The 16,133-nt window shown below is 53.7% G+C and carries 14 protein-coding genes; 3 read left to right on the plus strand and 11 right to left on the minus strand.

Annotated elements, in window-relative coordinates; genetic code table 11:
- Positions 1-6: 6 nt before the first annotated feature.
- Positions 7-435: an SMI1/KNR4 family protein gene (locus CKW30_RS22415; protein ID WP_095181960.1), complete on the plus strand. Its 429-nt coding sequence runs from the start codon at positions 7-9 to the stop codon at positions 433-435.
- A gap of 162 nt (positions 436-597) precedes the next feature.
- Here the strand turns inward: CKW30_RS22415 and CKW30_RS22420 are convergent, their stop codons facing one another.
- Together CKW30_RS22420 and CKW30_RS27090 are read right to left on the minus strand one after the other, a co-directional pair.
- Complete coding sequence (locus tag CKW30_RS22420) at positions 598-1,509, minus strand: DUF5677 domain-containing protein (protein WP_095181961.1); 912 nt, start codon at positions 1,507-1,509, stop codon at positions 598-600.
- Positions 1,510-2,306: 797 nt separating this feature from the next.
- Complete coding sequence (locus tag CKW30_RS27090; protein WP_143498012.1) at positions 2,307-2,747, minus strand: hypothetical protein; 441 nt, start codon at positions 2,745-2,747, stop codon at positions 2,307-2,309.
- A gap of 84 nt (positions 2,748-2,831) precedes the next feature.
- On the opposite strand from CKW30_RS27090, the gene CKW30_RS22425 reads away from it, so the two are divergent.
- Positions 2,832-3,098 carry a helix-turn-helix domain-containing protein gene (locus tag CKW30_RS22425; RefSeq protein ID WP_094989985.1) on the plus strand — a complete coding sequence of 89 codons (267 nt, stop codon included), beginning with the start codon at positions 2,832-2,834 and terminating at the stop codon, positions 3,096-3,098.
- Between the two features lie 42 nt (positions 3,099-3,140).
- Here CKW30_RS22425 and CKW30_RS22430 read toward each other — a convergent pair whose 3' ends face one another.
- The 6 genes from CKW30_RS22430 to CKW30_RS22455 all read right to left on the minus strand — a co-directional run bounded on the left by CKW30_RS22430 (position 3,141) and on the right by CKW30_RS22455 (position 10,340).
- A complete protein-coding gene (locus CKW30_RS22430; RefSeq protein WP_095181962.1) occupies positions 3,141-3,533 on the minus strand; it encodes a hypothetical protein in 393 nt (130 codons plus the stop codon).
- Positions 3,526-5,535 (minus strand): integrase, encoded by a 2,010-nt coding sequence (locus tag CKW30_RS22435; RefSeq protein ID WP_095181963.1) that lies wholly within the window; start codon positions 5,533-5,535, stop codon positions 3,526-3,528. The genes CKW30_RS22430 and CKW30_RS22435 overlap by 8 nt, the downstream gene beginning before the upstream one ends.
- Positions 5,528-7,054: a site-specific integrase gene (locus CKW30_RS22440; protein WP_095181964.1), complete on the minus strand. Its 1,527-nt coding sequence runs from the start codon at positions 7,052-7,054 to the stop codon at positions 5,528-5,530. The genes CKW30_RS22435 and CKW30_RS22440 overlap by 8 nt, the downstream gene beginning before the upstream one ends.
- Positions 7,051-8,268 (minus strand): site-specific integrase, encoded by a 1,218-nt coding sequence (locus CKW30_RS22445; protein ID WP_095181965.1) that lies wholly within the window; start codon positions 8,266-8,268, stop codon positions 7,051-7,053. The genes CKW30_RS22440 and CKW30_RS22445 overlap by 4 nt, the downstream gene beginning before the upstream one ends.
- A 143-nt stretch (positions 8,269-8,411) precedes the next feature.
- Positions 8,412-8,933, minus strand: a complete 522-nt coding sequence (locus CKW30_RS22450; RefSeq protein ID WP_041477666.1) for a single-stranded DNA-binding protein — start codon at positions 8,931-8,933, stop codon at positions 8,412-8,414.
- Positions 8,934-8,942: 9 nt separating this feature from the next.
- Positions 8,943-10,340, minus strand: coding sequence for an MFS transporter (locus tag CKW30_RS22455; RefSeq protein ID WP_041477665.1), 1,398 nt, complete (start codon positions 10,338-10,340; stop codon positions 8,943-8,945).
- A 191-nt stretch (positions 10,341-10,531) separates the two neighbouring features.
- Between CKW30_RS22455 and uvrA the strand changes: the two genes are divergently transcribed.
- On the plus strand, positions 10,532-13,366 hold the full coding sequence (uvrA, locus tag CKW30_RS22460; RefSeq protein ID WP_095181966.1) for an excinuclease ABC subunit UvrA: 2,835 nt from the start codon (positions 10,532-10,534) through the stop codon (positions 13,364-13,366).
- A 65-nt stretch (positions 13,367-13,431) separates the two neighbouring features.
- Here uvrA and bfr read toward each other — a convergent pair whose 3' ends face one another.
- The 3 genes from bfr to rplQ form a co-directional block, all read right to left on the minus strand.
- Positions 13,432-13,899, minus strand: coding sequence for a bacterioferritin (bfr, locus tag CKW30_RS22465; RefSeq protein WP_016772947.1), 468 nt, complete (start codon positions 13,897-13,899; stop codon positions 13,432-13,434).
- Positions 13,900-14,048: 149 nt separating this feature from the next.
- On the minus strand, positions 14,049-15,503 hold the full coding sequence (locus CKW30_RS22470) for a catalase (RefSeq protein ID WP_095181967.1): 1,455 nt from the start codon (positions 15,501-15,503) through the stop codon (positions 14,049-14,051).
- A gap of 239 nt (positions 15,504-15,742) precedes the next feature.
- A complete protein-coding gene (rplQ, locus tag CKW30_RS22475) occupies positions 15,743-16,129 on the minus strand; it encodes a 50S ribosomal protein L17 (RefSeq protein ID WP_003176402.1) in 387 nt (128 codons plus the stop codon).
- Positions 16,130-16,133 lie beyond the last annotated feature (4 nt).

Consider the following 16,133-nt stretch of genomic DNA (forward strand, 5'->3'; position numbering starts at 1 on the left):
GTTGATATGAAGTTTGATTGGAGTGCTTTTGGGATTGAACAGGGATCCCCAGTGGATACCAATACTATTTCCCAAGTAGAAAAACTACTAAGCGTAAGTTTTCCAAAGTCATACTTGGACTTGGTCACATATTCCGATGAGGCCTCTCCGGAGATATCTTCTTTTCCATATGGTAACGAAGGAACTTGCATAAGCGAATTCTTTTCTTTCTCGCCTGATGTGGCCCCGTACACCATCTCATGGTACTCAGGGGCGGGAAAACCCCCAGGGCTTCCCAAACAAATGATCCCTATAGCAAGGGATGCGGGTGGTTATCTGATTTGCCTAAATTTCAACACACCCTCGGTTGCTGTTGAAATATTTGATCCGAACTCAAGTAAAACCAACTTCGTTGCTAACAATTTTGATGATTTTGTGAATTTGTGGAGTGAGTAAAACAACTAGTGTTGCCGCTGAAGCGATTTTGACCCAGGCTGCCTGAATTCATTGATCTATCCAAACATTCAGCGAACGATGTGTTTACGCGGGGTTTCACAGGCCGAATATAGGTCAGTCAAAATCAGCAACCTGGGTCAAAATCGTATCAGCGCCAACAACCTAGCTTCCTTTGGCTGTCTGCTGCTTATCTCGCAATTGGCTCATCCCCGGCGCCAGTCGATCAATACAGTTCTTGGTAACCGCCTCGTGCTCAGCGAGCATGACTTGAATTTCTTCACCGATAGCGACGAATCGATCAGACGCGGTCTTATCCTCAGCTCGTTCAGCGATATGCGATGCGGCGACGCAATAAAACATGACTGAGTGAGTGGCTAAGTAAAAAGCGAAGGAGATCTTCTCTGCCTTCTGCTCCTCAAAGCATTCTGCCTTTTCTGCATCACTTAGCGGGGATTTCTCCACAAGAAAGCGATTGAAGATATCATTGCTAAAGCTGTGGATGGAGTCTGATGCCGGCGTGAACAGCACGTGGTAAAAATGCTCATAGCCTGCATCCCGGAATCGCGCGGCAGCGTCCGGCCATCCCTTAACCCCTTTTGTGTCCAAGTCGCCGAACAACGCCCTGAACACATCGAGCGATTCATCGAACTCCCTTGATCGTTCTATAGATTCGGCGTCACTGGTTTGCAAAGCGTGCCGGAGCCAATTCCGAGCGCCCTTTTTAGCTCGCTCGAAGTAGTTGAGTAGGATCGATTTCGGACGATTCGAGGTACGGTCATTTTTGTAGAAAATCAGGTTTATGGCGTTTTCCAGCGACGTCCTTGACAACGACTCCGCAGCTGAGTAGCTACCAATTTTCAGACACTGCAGGATCGCATGGTTAACGTCCTCAATGATTTCAGCGGTGGTGTAGCAGCAAATCTTCGTGGCGAAAACAAAATCGCCTGGCCCATTCAGACTGACGCTGTGTAAAACGCTTTCGATTTCACGCTGTAGTTGCTCAAGTCTATGGAGGTGACGCATGTGTGCTAGGTGTGGCTTCAGCAGATGTTCTCTACGATCAAATTGCTCCACAGCTTTCAACTCCTAGTTTTCGTCAAATGACCGGAGCTTACGCCTCTCTTATCAGAGATGGCTATTCTGAAGAATCGATGCGCCCGGTAATTACATTGGATACCTAAGATCTAGTTAAAACCCAGGACAGTCATAAATACTCGCAATACGAAATCCGTTTGAGCAAGCAAAACTGCTCCAACAAATGCCGGGGCATTGGTTCACCGCCGAATTTGAGTAATCGTTCGCAGGTCGACTCCTCCAACGAGCCTAATCAACAACCCCGCCAGAGCGTTGTCTGCAGTCCGTCATGAATCACTTGCTTTACCATTCACCTGCCAATTTCTTCAGAAATCACCTACAAGCACATACCCTCGATCAGCAAAAAGGGGGCAGTGTCTTCAAGGTCACGATGGGCAAGCGAAGGGCTCAAGAGTCAATACCCCGTCGAAGCACGGAATAGGCGGAATTCGCAAAAGTGAAGAGCCAGAAACGGCGAATCCCGCTCTAGGCGGGATTCTCAGCCGTCGATTGCATGCGTTCGACGGGGCAGGACGCTGTTACCTGGCACTGGGCCATCTGACTTTCATCAGAAGCGGGGTGCGATCCGAAGATCCCTGTAATCACCCTATGATTCACGCGTAGGCGCATAACAACAATAGTCAATGCGTAATCACTATGTCAATCATGCTTTCACATCTAGGGTCACCTAGACCCACCGCAGACCATCCGCCAGCGATACAAACGCAACTGCAACTACAAAGCCCCCGAAGCAAAAATCAACTCACTAGCCCTCACAATACCACCAAACTTAACAGTTAATCATCAGTTGCACCTTCAAATACTAAAACCTCACTTAACTCTACACGATCTGAAATGCAGCCAACTCCGCTAGAAATGTAGCACCCTCCCCCTAAAACCCTATATACATAGTAGCAATCACCAGACACAAATTTACCCTTGGAGATGCTTAACAATGGTTCCATCAACCAAGACCCGCTTTTATTAAAGTATCCCGGACTGACTAATTGTACCTCTTCAACTTTTACAAACTCAGCCCGAGACAAAACCAAGCCTTCAAGACTAAAAACGTCAGACAGCATCAGCATATCTCGATATTTGCCGTCTTCAGTTATTTTAGCCAACGTCACATAGAACCAGGGCTGATGAAGTCCATGTTCAATAAATCGCCACAGGTGACAATGTGATCCGAAAGCCTCGCCAATCTGAATTTCAGCATCTGCGTAGGTACGAAACATAACATCACTCCATTTTATACTCTATCGAGTATAGCACTTTCATTCCTGTGAAGGCCTTATCGTTCCTTTTGCGAGTAATGCACATTGGAACTGAAATACGCATTTGGGCAGGCTCTGCGAGAGCTCAGAATGAGCAAGGATCTGTCGCAGGAAAGCATAGGTGCAAGTCAGAGCTACGTGAGCGACGTTGAGCGCGGCCTGAAAACCCCCTCTATCGAGAAGCTGGATGAATTCGCCTCGACCATTGGCATTCATCCCGTGACGATTCTTGCAAAAAGCTACCTTGTTAAAGATAGATCCCTGTCTGCGGAAGACCTGATGGCACTGGTGCGCAAAGAGCTCGGCATGTGATAGGTGCCCCGCACAAAGATAGAAAACGCAGCGCTCACGCCGTCATCTCTCAATATAGGGTAATGGCGCATCAAGCTTGTCTTTCGACAAACCATGCTTATACGCATTGTATTGCCATCGGATAAACTGCTCGAGCAATCTTGAGCTCTCAGCGCGAAGTCGATCATTTTCATTTTCGAGACGCTTGATTCGTTGCTCGGCAATACTCAAGCTTGCTGGCCTTTTCCCAGCAACAAAGCCTGTTTTTTGCTTCTCTTTTTTATGCGAGAACGCCGTTTTAACCTGGCCATGCGAGCTGAGTGTCTGTCGAGTCGGTCGCCCACCAATGAGAGGTGCGACGGCATCGCACAGCGCGTCCCAACTCAACTTCCCTTCCCACACATCGATGATATTGACCAGGATTTCGATGTCCCTGCGGGTCAAATGCCTAGCCATCATTCCTCCTAAGCAGCGCTCGCATATCATCAAGCGAAGGCAGTCCTGACGTGACTGTCGGAACGTTACCTGAGGTCTTAGATCGGGCATCCAGTTCACGCTTAAGCGGGCTGAACTCCTGATCATCGCTCAAGCAAATCACTGATCCTATCGGCGTTTCCAGCGATTCGAGTATCTCGATGAGCTGAGTGACCCGCTCCAAGGTTTTATGTTGATGTTGACTCCATCGATCTGCGCCGTACAAGCCGTCCTCACTTGCCCCTCGCGCCTTTTCTAGCTGCTGGAAAATTCCATCGCGTTGCTGCTTCAAGCGCTCTAATCTTTCATCGTCTCCCTTGATACAAACCTGTTCGGTGCAGTTCAAGCAATCGCGGTGCTTCTGGCATGGCAACATGGAGAAGTCATGGACGCAGAACCCATACTCGGTTACGTGAGCAATCCCGTCACCTATGGCATTCAGGTCAGTAAGCGTCACCGGCGTGTTCGCTTTAATTTTAGCGAGAACGCCCCCTACTCCAGCCTGCCTAGCCAGATCAACATACTCATCGTCACTCATGTGATTGTAGGTAGCGTTTTGATGGATATTCGCGCGACCAGACCACTTGGCGAGATCTAGCTGACCGAGGTCTCCCCTCTGAGCAATCGTGTTCAAAAAGTGTCGCAACTGATGCGAAGTCATGGAAATTTCGTTGCCATCCGGATTGGCGTAGCCATGGCGACGCCAGATATTGCTCTCTTGTCCTGGAATGTAATTCAGGTCGGTCGTGAATGTGCTTTTACCCGGCGACCAAAGCAGTAAAGGACTGGTCACACGATCGAGGTGAAACTGGTGACGGCGGAAGCAGCAAAGTGCTTGCGAATACCTGATATGCCGCTCCTTGTTCTTCCAAGGCCAGTCTTCCGGTAGCTTGCTATGAGCAAATGTGTTCAGGAATGCCAAGGTCAACCGTTCTCCCTTCGCCTTGAGCTCCTGATAAGGCTTGTAACCTTTGAAATAAGGATCGACATTCAGATGCTGTAGGGATAAACCGAGCGCCATGGCAGCCTGTTCATCCGATAGCGGCTCCAGCTCGCCAACATTTGGGCAACCAACATGCCGATAAAACTTATCGGGATGTGTTTCATACCAGGCAGCTAACCTTCGGCCGTCTTCAGACATCTCAGCCAGACGACGCACAGCTTCGACTGCTATATCCTTTGTGACGGTCGAAACCCACTTGATATCAGCGCCATAACCTTTACCAGCGTAGAAGCGCAGACCAAGGCGCTCGACACCTTTGCTGTCGACCTCTATGTGCAAGCAGTTAAGCGGTAAATCTTGAACTTCGCTAATACGTGATGGAGCGCACATCAATAAGGCGAATATCGAAGTCGTGAAGCGATCTCGAGGAGCCTGAAGGTCGTTTGCGAACATCTCACCCATATACTCGAGCAAGTGCTGCTCGGGCATTTTTTCAGCTCGTTTCTTTTTCCCCTCAACATCTGTTCTGTCTATTTCCTTTGGCTTAGAGATCGGATTTTTCCATTTAATTGGCCACGAAATAATTTTACTTTCGTTTAGAAAATTTACGAGGTGAACTAAGCTACTGCCCGCTTGATATGCCGTCGACTTGTATTCTCGGGCAACCTCGGCGGCCACATCCATAACTTGAATGTCTGTTAACGTGATATCCGCTCGCCCTTTGACTTGCAAAAGCGCCTTCTCGATACAACGAATAGCTTTAAACTCATATTTAAGTTTGTTAGGTTTATGCCCCTGCTGGTACCGCACATAAGCCTTGGCAAAAGGAACAATTTCGGAATTTAGTAGCTGGCTTTCAGTAAATCCTCGGGCCGGTGCCCCTATAACGGTGAAATTACCCACCCCTGGCCAGCTGTCGCGCTCCCACTCGAGATCAGCGCCGAATACTGTAAGCCTGTCACGACACATCTCAATAAAATCACTGAGATTATTTTTGGCATCGATTACATGCTTCGGTTTGAACAGGAGAATTTCAGCCACGAGTGACCTCCTTTTTCATCGAAATACAGCGGCTAACCACATCGCTTACAGCAAGAATCAATCGGTCGTTTACGGAAGCGATTTTCCTGTTTTCCGTCCGCTCCATGACCTTGTCGCGCTCATTGATCAAGCCCTCCAGGACAGCTTCATGTGGACCGTCCAACCACGGCTGGAAGTGACTGCAGGTGTAACAAGCAATGGGGGCAAGGGCGCCGCAAAAACCATAGCTACCGCAGGTGCCAAGGTTTACAGCACCATTGGAAATTCTGCTGTTTGGGTCATCTCCGCGCTTCGCGTCTCTCTCAGACACGACAAGCACGCCTTGAAACGCTTGGGCGATGGGCGCCAGTTGTAACGCAACCGCTTTATCAATTCGTTCGACAATCTCAGGAATGTTCCGGACGTACACACCAGCATTCTGAATATCGGAATGATCGAGTGCTTCAGCAATGACAAACTCACCCTTCCCTTCACGAGCGAGGTTAGTCCCGAGGGTGTAACGGAAACGAATCGGATTCAGGTGAACGGGAAAACCTGTTCGCTCGCTAATAACCGCTATCGTTTTCTCAACCCGGTCCATGGCGGTCTTTACAAAATGGGATGGTGCATGCAAACGATCTCCTTTGAGCTGATCCCTTAGCTCAGCGAGAGTGCCAACATTCTTCATAACCGGAAATAGCGGAAGCTCAGGGATCAACTCAAAAGGAAAGCCCTCCCCGAATCTATCCGAGAATGCTGTACTAACCACAAATGCCTGCTGCTTCAAAAGTAGCCACAAGTCTTCGACTATTGAGAATTTACTGAACTCCGTGCGCCAAGACTGACTCCGCTGCTTAGCTCGTGGAAAGTTTATATAGTATTTTTCGCCGTTTTGGTGAGAGTGTGAAAGCAAGTCTTTCAGCTTCAACGCGGTAATTTGCACTCTTCGGCGCCCGGTCATAGCCAAGGTCATTGCGTAACATGTATCAGTGAGAGATAGGACACTCTCGCTGTAGGCGGCCACAACAGCCGCAATGACACTCTCCATTTCGATATCAGTTAGTGGACCACTGTCCGGGCACATAGATTGCACCGCATATCCCTTCTCATTCCCCTTAAACGTCCAATTATTCAGCAAAACCAATGAGTCATTAGGAATACCTGAATATCCAAGATCAGCCCACTTCTTGATAAACCCTCGTAAACTGCCCAAATACCATTCTGTTTTCACATCCAACGTGGAACGATAGGAAATTAAAGACTCACTGCCGAACGGTGCATGGGTAATCGTAGACTCTAGATAGTGCTTACAACGAGAGTAGATATTAACCGCATGAGATGCAGACCCCGTCTTGGCATAGAAAGCGAGCACGTGACGGAAGGACAGGTACAAATTGGTGGGAAGCATATCTGCTAATAACGATACGGGAATGACAATATCTTTATTCAACCTCCAACGCTTATCGACAAACCGAACATGATATCCATCACGAGAGTAAAACTCTTCGGTAGCATTCACCTGCGTCGCAAGCTTGTTCATTCAGTCGCTCCACTTTTGACGTTACTGAAATGCTTACTTTGGAGTTCAAGCACAGCCTTATTGGCCTGCTCCCTTATACGCCTTCGATTGTAGGTGGCAGCTGTCCCAGAGGTCTCGCTCCAGCCCATGAGGTATGAGCGAATCTTTTCTTCTCGCTCAGGCGTCACACCCTGAATCTCGCAGGTTTTCGAGAATGAATAGTTCCAATGATGCCGTAGCGAATGAGCGTGAATACCGCTATAGCCTTCGAGAATATGCTTCAGCTGCCCCATGAATTTACCAAACCCAGCGTTCGATAACGGTAGCCCCTGCGAACTTCCCGATTTATGCGTTACGAAGAGATAACCGTGCTTCTTGGCGCCAGGCACCTTATTCCTGTGACTGAGTACATAGCTATAAATCTGATCTGCAAGTTCAGGTATCAACGGGATGACCCGCTCCCGAGTCTTTGCGACTGGCTGATAGGCCCTCGCATCCTCCTTTGAGTCGGGGCGCCTGACCACCTTCATCGTGTTCATTCCAAAGTCGAGGTCTTCAACTTTGAGATTTAACAGCTCGCCACGACGTAACCCGGTGATACGGAGAATGGAGAACATCAACGCGTTACGTACCTGGACGGCATATTCTCGTACCGGGTTGTTTTCTGCCCCAGGCCTCAACGTAATTTCGAGCCTATCAAGCGCCGAGTCATCCAGATATTTGTCTTCTCGACTAATGTTGGATTTATTCGACGTCTTCGGTCGGTTGGACTTGATCTGCGACACCATTCGCCCGACACCATCACGACTCGAAGTAGAGGACGATAGATTTTGGTCTGCGAGAAAACCCAGATAGTCTGCAATCACCGACATCCGTGCGTACTGATTGCCTTTACTTACGGTTCGCACCCTGCGGGAAATTGAAACGACACTCCCCCCATCCTCATCGGCCAAGGGCTTCTGCATGAAATCACGCAGCGAATGGATTTCGTGACTCAGCAGCAGCTCACCACACGAAAAACGCGATTCGACATCAATGCTGTAATAGTTCTGCCACGCGTAGAGGGCTTTGAGAGCATTGAGCGCATTTTGGATTGTATTTACCGCTAGTGAGCGCCCGCGCAAGTGCACGGTGACGTACAGCGCGGGATAGAACAGAGGCATCCCATCCTCGTCGACGAGGACAATGAAACGCTCTCCATCTGTAGATTTAATTCTCCTTAAGGACAGCCCCATACCAGCCTCCTATTCTTTACGTTTTTACAGGGTAGTACCTCAGAGAAATTTGCTGAGAATATTTTTAACACCTACAAAAACGCGAAACCCCCGCATCGCGGGGGTCTCAGGTCCAAACCTTACAGAATAGTCTTAGGTAGGAATTAGAACGGAATATCGTCATCGAAGCTGTCGAAATCCGGAGCCGGTTGCGGTGCGGCCTGCTGCGGTGCTTGCGGAGCCGAACGCTGCTGTGGAGCCGACTGCTGCGGGCGCGGTGCCTGCTGACGTGGCGCCTGCTGCTGGTAGTTGTTGCCGCCGCCTTGCTGGTCGCCCTGTTGTGGACGGCCGCCGAGCAGTTGCATGGTGCCTTGCATGTCGACCACGATTTCAGTGGTGTAACGCTTGATGCCGTCCTTTTCCCACTCGCGGGTCTGCAGCTTGCCTTCGATGTAGACCTGCGAACCCTTGCGCAGGTATTCACCGGCGATCTCGGCAACCTTGCCGAACATCGATACGCGGTGCCATTCGGTTTTCTCGACCTTCTGACCGGTCTGCTTGTCGGTCCATTGTTCGCTGGTGGCCAGACTCAGGTTGGTCACGGCATTACCGTTAGGCAGGTAGCGAACTTCGGGATCCTGGCCGCAAGTGCCGACCAATATGACTTTGTTAACCCCACGGGCCATAACGTTCTCCTAAGCGTCGCACGCAGCCCCGGCCGGGTTGTTGACCAGGCGTTCGAGGGTGGTGCGATCCACTAATTCTTTGTCCAGTTTGATGTAAACAGCCGCCTCTTCGGCGACTATCACTGCATCTGTTACCCCTACCAGGGCCTTGAGGCGCTCGACCAGACCCGCTTCGCGGATCGCTTCGGGCGACAACGGCAAGCGCAGGCTCGTCACGTAGGGAGGTTCGCGCATGGTAACAGCAAAGGCCAGCCAAAGTGCAGCCAGCGCGGCGCATCCGAGGAACACAACCGACAGACCGCCATGCTGGAACAACCAGCCGCCGAGTATCCCGCCGAGTGCAGAACCGAGGAACTGGCTGGTGGAGTACACGCCCATGGCCGTGCCCTTGCCGCCTGCCGGTGAAACCTTGCTGATCAGCGACGGCAACGATGCCTCGAGCAGATTGAACGCGGTGAAAAACACCACCGTACCGATCACCAGAGCACGCAGGCTGTCGCCGAACTGCCAGAAGAATAGTTCAGTCAGCATCAATGTCATGACGGCGCCGAGCAAAACTCGTTTCATTTTGCGTTTCTTCTCGCCGTAGATAATGAACGGGATCATGGCGAAGAACGAAATCAGCAGCGCGGTGAGGTAGACCCACCAGTGCTGTTCCTTGGGCAAACCGGCTTTTTCCACCAGTGCCAGCGGCAAGGCGACGAAGCTCGACATCAACATGGCATGTAACACAAAGATGCCCAGATCCAGGCGCAGCAGGTCCGGGTGCTTGAGCGTCGGCATCAGTGCCTGCCGGGCGACGCCGGACTCACGGTGCTGCAACGGCCCGGTGGATTGCGGCACCATGAACATGATGATCAGGATGCCGACCAGCGCCATGGCGCCAGTGGCGAGGAACAGCCCGGACAGCCCGAACGCACTGGTCAGTAACGGCCCGACCACCATGGCCACGGCGAACGACAGGCCGATGGTCATGCCGATCATCGCCATGGCTTTGGTGCGATGCTGCTCGCGGGTCAGGTCGGAAAGCAGCGCCATCACCGCTGCGGAAATCGCCCCGGCGCCCTGCAGGATTCGCCCGGCGATCACGCCCCAGATCGAATCGGCCTGGGAAGCCAGAACACTGCCGAGAGCGAAGACGATCAGGCCGAGGTAGATCACCGGCCGGCGACCGATGCGGTCGGAAATGATCCCGAACGGAATCTGGAAAATTGCCTGGGTCAGACCGTAAGCGCCAATCGCCAGTCCGATCAGGGCCGGGGTCGCTCCCGCCAGATCCATGCCATAGGTCGCCAGCACCGGCAACACCATGAACATGCCAAGCATACGGAAGGCGAACACCAGGGCCAGACCGCTCGCCGCGCGGGTCTCGCTGCCACTCATGCGTTCGCTGTGGGGATCGTGCATGGAAAAACCTCGTGTGAACCGGCGGCGATTCTACCAGTCCCATCGGAAGACGGGGTATATCGCGACGCTATGACGCGTATAGATGAAACTCTCTTCATGAACGGCAAAACGCCCTTCGTTTGATAGTGTGCATCCATCCAGTATTTGCCCGTATACTCCTACGTTTTCGACGCCCGCCAAGCGAGGCCACTTTGGACAAGATCCTGATACGTGGGGCCCGTACCCACAACCTGAAGAACATCGACCTGACCCTGCCACGGGACAAACTGATCGTCATCACCGGCCTGTCCGGATCCGGCAAGTCGTCCCTGGCGTTCGACACGCTGTATGCCGAAGGTCAGCGCCGCTATGTCGAATCGCTGTCGGCCTACGCCCGGCAGTTCCTGTCGATGATGGAAAAACCCGACGTCGACACCATCGAAGGCCTGTCGCCGGCGATCTCCATCGAACAGAAGTCGACCTCGCACAACCCGCGTTCGACGGTCGGCACCATCACCGAAATCTACGACTACCTGCGCTTGCTCTATGCCCGCGTGGGCACGCCGCGCTGCCCGGATCACGACATTCCGCTGGAGGCGCAGACCGTCAGCCAGATGGTCGATCTGGTGCTGGCGCAGCCGGAAGGCAGCAAACTGATGTTGCTGGCACCGGTGATCCGCGAACGCAAAGGCGAACACCTGTCGGTCTTCGAAGAATTGCGTGCGCAGGGTTTCGTCCGCGCTCGGGTCAACGGACGGATTTGCGAGCTCGACGAGCTGCCGAAGCTGGATAAACAGAAGAAGCATTCGATCGATGTGATCGTTGACCGCTTCAAGGTCCGCGCCGATCTGCAGCAACGTCTGGCCGAGTCTTTCGAGACTGCGCTGAAACTCGCCGACGGCATTGCCCTGGTCGCGCCGATGGACGACGAGCCCGGCGAAGAAATGATCTTCTCCGCACGCTTCGCCTGCCCGATCTGCGGCCATGCGATCAGCGAGCTGGAACCCAAGCTGTTTTCCTTCAACAACCCGGCCGGCGCCTGCCCGACCTGTGATGGCCTGGGTGTGAAGCAGTTCTTCGACATCAAGCGTCTGGTCAATGGCGAGCTGACCCTGGCCGAGGGCGCGATCCGTGGCTGGGACCGGCGCAACGTCTATTACTTCCAGATGCTTGGCTCGCTCGCCTCGCACTACAAATTCAGTCTGGACAAGCCCTTCAACGAGCTGAGCGCCGAGCAGCAGAAGTTCATCCTGCATGGCAGCGGCTCGCAGAACGTCGACTTCAAATACCTGAACGACCGTGGCGACATCGTCAAACGCTCGCACCCGTTCGAAGGCATCGTGCCGAATCTTGAGCGCCGCTATCGCGAAACCGAATCGGCGAGCGTGCGCGAAGAGCTGGCCAAGTTCCTCAGCCATCAGGCCTGCCCGGATTGCCGTGGCACGCGTCTGCGCCGCGAAGCCCGGCACGTCTGGGTCGGCGAGAAAACCCTGCCGGCAGTGACCAATCTGCCGATCGGCGATGCCTGTGAATACTTCGGTGCGCTGAAGATGACAGGGCGACGCGGCGAGATCGCCGACAAGATCCTCAAGGAAATCCGCGAGCGTCTGCAATTTCTGGTCAACGTCGGCCTCGACTATCTGTCGCTGGATCGCAGTGCCGACACATTGTCCGGTGGCGAGGCGCAACGGATTCGTCTGGCAAGCCAGATTGGCGCGGGCCTGGTCGGCGTTCTGTATATCCTCGATGAACCATCCATTGGCTTGCATCAGCGCGACAACGACCGGCTGCTCGGTACGCTCAAGCATTTGCGCGATATCGGCAACACGGTAATCGTGGTCGAGCATGATGAAGACGCGATTCGTCTGGCTGACTATGTCGTCGATATCGGCCCGGGCGCCGGTGTGCACGGCGGGCAGATCGTTGCCGAGGGCACGCCGGACGAAGTCATGGCACACCCTGATTCGCTGACCGGCAAATACCTGTCCGGCCGGGTGAAGATCGAAGTGCCGGCCAAACGCACCCCACGCAACAAGAAGCTCAACCTGTCGCTCAAGGGTGCGCGCGGCAACAATCTGCGCAATGTCGATCTGGACATCCCGATCGGCTTGCTGACTTGCGTGACTGGCGTATCCGGTTCGGGCAAATCGACACTGATCAACAACACGCTGTTCCCGCTGAGCGCCACGGCGCTCAATGGTGCGACCACGCTGGAAGCGGCTGCGCATGACAGCATCAAAGGTCTGGAACATCTCGACAAAGTCGTCGACATCGACCAGAGCCCGATCGGTCGTACGCCGCGCTCCAACCCCGCGACCTATACCGGGCTGTTCACGCCGATCCGCGAACTGTTTGCCGGCGTGCCCGAGTCGCGCTCCCGGGGTTACGGCCCGGGGCGTTTCTCGTTCAACGTCAAGGGCGGTCGCTGCGAAGCGTGCCAGGGCGACGGCCTGATCAAGGTGGAAATGCACTTTCTGCCGGACATCTACGTGCCCTGCGATGTGTGCAAGAGCAAGCGCTACAACCGCGAAACCCTTGAAATCAAGTACAAGGGCAAGAGCATCCACGAGACCCTCGAAATGACCATCGAGGAAGCTCGGGAGTTCTTCGATGCAGTGCCGGCACTGGCGCGCAAGCTGCAAACGCTGATGGATGTCGGCCTGTCCTACATCAAGCTCGGGCAGTCGGCGACGACCCTGTCCGGCGGTGAAGCACAGCGGGTCAAGTTGTCGCGCGAGCTGTCCAAACGCGATACCGGCAAGACCCTGTACATCCTCGACGAGCCAACCACCGGTCTGCACTTCGCCGATATCCAGCAGTTACTCGATGTTCTGCATCGTCTGCGCGATCACGGCAACACTGTGGTGGTGATCGAGCACAACCTCGATGTGATCAAGACCGCTGACTGGCTGGTGGACCTAGGTCCTGAAGGCGGTTCCAAGGGCGGGCAGATCATTGCCACCGGTACGCCGGAGGAAGTCGCCGAGATGAAGCAATCTCACACCGCCCATTACCTCAAGCCACTGCTGATCCGCGATCGGGCTTAACTGCCAGGCATGAAAAAGCCCCTGTCACCGTTGAGGTGCCAGGGGCTTTTTTGTAGCTGGTGCAATCAGGACGCGTGGGATTGCAGGTAGTTCTCGAGACCGATCAGCTTGATCAGGCCCAACTGCTTTTCCAGCCAGTAGGTGTGATCTTCTTCGGTGTCGTTGAGCTGAACCCGCAGAATTTCGCGACTGACGTAGTCCTTGTGTTGCTCGCAAAGTTCGATGCCTTTGCACAGCGCAGCGCGGACTTTGTATTCGAGGCGCAGATCAGCTTCGAGCATCGTAGGCACCGTGGTGCCGACGTCCAGATCATCCGGACGCATGCGCGGCGTGCCTTCGAGCATCAGAATCCGCCGCATCAATGCATCGGCGTGGCCGGCCTCTTCTTCCATCTCGTGGTTGATGCGCTCGTAGAGCTTGGTAAACCCCCAGTCCTCATACATCCGCGAATGAACGAAATATTGGTCACGCGCGGCCAGTTCGCCGGTCAGCAACGTATTGAGGTAATCGATTACATCTGGGTGGCCTTGCATCGCCCTACATCTCCCTTCCTGAAAGTCTGTAGTTTGAACCAACCTGACTGGAAGGTCACTCACCGCGCGCAATAAAAGCGAAGATATTCTGAGAAAAGCAGGCCAAATAACGCAAAAACCGCCCAAATGAGGGCGGTTCTGCTTCTCGTTTAGACTTCGTTAAGCTGTAGGCTAAGCAGCTTTGCGATTGCTTCTCCATACGCTGGATCGGCTTTGTAGAAATGCTGCAACTGGCGATCGACGACGTCGCTGGAAACACCCGCCATTGCGCCGGCAATGTTGCTGACCAGCAGCGCTTTTTGCTCTTCGCTCATCAAGCGGAACAAGGCACCGGCATGGCTGTAGTAGTCGGTGTCTTCGCGGTGATCATAGCGATCAGCGGCACCGCTCAAGGCCAGCGCTGGCTCAGCGTAATGTGGCGCTTGTTTCGGCGACTCAACGTAGCTGTTCGGTTCATAGTTCGGCGCCGCGCCGCCATTGCTGCCGAACGCCATGGAGCCGTCACGCTGATAAGTATTCACCGGGCTGCGCGGAGCGTTCACCGGCAATTGCTGGTGGTTGGTGCCCACACGGTAGCGGTGCGCGTCAGCGTAGGCGAATACGCGACCCTGCAGCATACGGTCCGGCGACAGACCCACGCCTGGCACCATGTTGCTCGGGCCAAACGCAGCCTGTTCAACTTCAGCGAAGTAGTTCAGCGGGTTGCGGTTCAACTCCAGCTCACCAACTTCGATCAACGGAAACTCCTTCTGCGACCAGGTCTTGGTCACGTCGAATGGGTTCTCGTAATGAGCCGCCGCTTGCGCTTCGGTCATGATCTGAATGCACACGCGCCATTTCGGGAATTCACCGCGCTCGATGGCCTCGAACAGGTCACGCTGCGCATAGTCCGGGTCGGTACCGGCCAAACGGGCGGCCTCGGCTGGTGCCAGGTTCTTGATGCCTTGCTGAGTCTTATAGTGCCACTTCACCCAGTGACGCTCGCCCTTGGCGTTGATCAGGCTGTAAGTGTGACTGCCGAAGCCATGCATATGGCGATAGCCGTCAGGGATGCCACGATCAGAAAACAGGATAGTGACCTGGTGCAGCGCCTCAGGCGAATGCGACCAGAAATCCCACATCATCTGCGCGCTTTTCAAGTTGCTTTGCGGCAGACGCTTTTGCGTGTGGATAAAGTCCGGAAACTTCAGCGGATCACGGATGAAGAACACTGGCGTGTTGTTGCCAACGATGTCCCAGTTGCCTTCCTCGGTGTAGAACTTCAAGGCGAAGCCGCGCGGATCGCGCTCAGTGTCGGCCGAACCACGCTCGCCACCTACGGTAGAAAAGCGCAGAAAGGTTGGCGTTTGCTTGCCTACCGATTCAAACAGCTTGGCACTGGTGTATTCCGTGATGTCACGGGTGACGGTGAACGTACCGTAAGCGCCCGAACCTTTAGCGTGGACACGGCGCTCTGGAATGTTTTCACGGTTGAAGTGCGCGAGTTTTTCGATGAGATGGAAATCGTCGAGAAGCAGCGGACCGCGTGGGCCGGCGGAACGGGAATTCTGGTTATCAGCGACTGGCGCGCCACTGGCGGTTGTAAGCGTCTTGGTCTGGCTCATGCGGTCTTCTTCCTCTGTCAGTCTTGAACTGCCGGCTAATGGGCTTGGAGGGAAGTATTGATCATCGACGTTACAGCTACAAATTCATTAACCTGCAAGCATCGATAGATAATTACTAATTATGTTTTCCCGGCACATAGTGGCAGTTCAACCATGTCAGAAACTTGTATGGACGGCGCATTTCTTACAGACACAAAAAACCGGGCACTAGGCCCGGTTCTTTGTTTCAGACTGACGTCTTACTCGGCGGATACAGCTTCGCCAGCAGTAGCACGATCAACCAACTCGACGTACGCCATAGGCGCGTTGTCGCCAGCGCGGAAACCGCACTTGAGGATGCGCAGGTAGCCACCCTCACGGGTAGCGTAACGCTTGCCCAGGTCGTTGAAGAGCTTACCAACGATAGCTTTCGAACGAGTACGGTCGAAAGCCAGACGGCGGTTAGCCAGGCTGTCTGTCTTGGCCAGAGTGATCAGCGGCTCGGCAACGCGGCGCAGTTCTTTGGCTTTTGGCAGAGTAGTTTTGATCAGCTCGTGCTCGAACAGCGACACCGCCATGTTTTGGAACATGGCCTTGCGGTGCGAGCTGGTGCGGCTCAGGTGACGACCACTTTTACGATGACGCATGGTT

It is taken from the genome of Pseudomonas sp. Irchel 3F6 (assembly GCF_900187595.1).
In the GTDB taxonomy this organism is placed as follows: domain Bacteria; phylum Pseudomonadota; class Gammaproteobacteria; order Pseudomonadales; family Pseudomonadaceae; genus Aquipseudomonas; species Aquipseudomonas siliginis.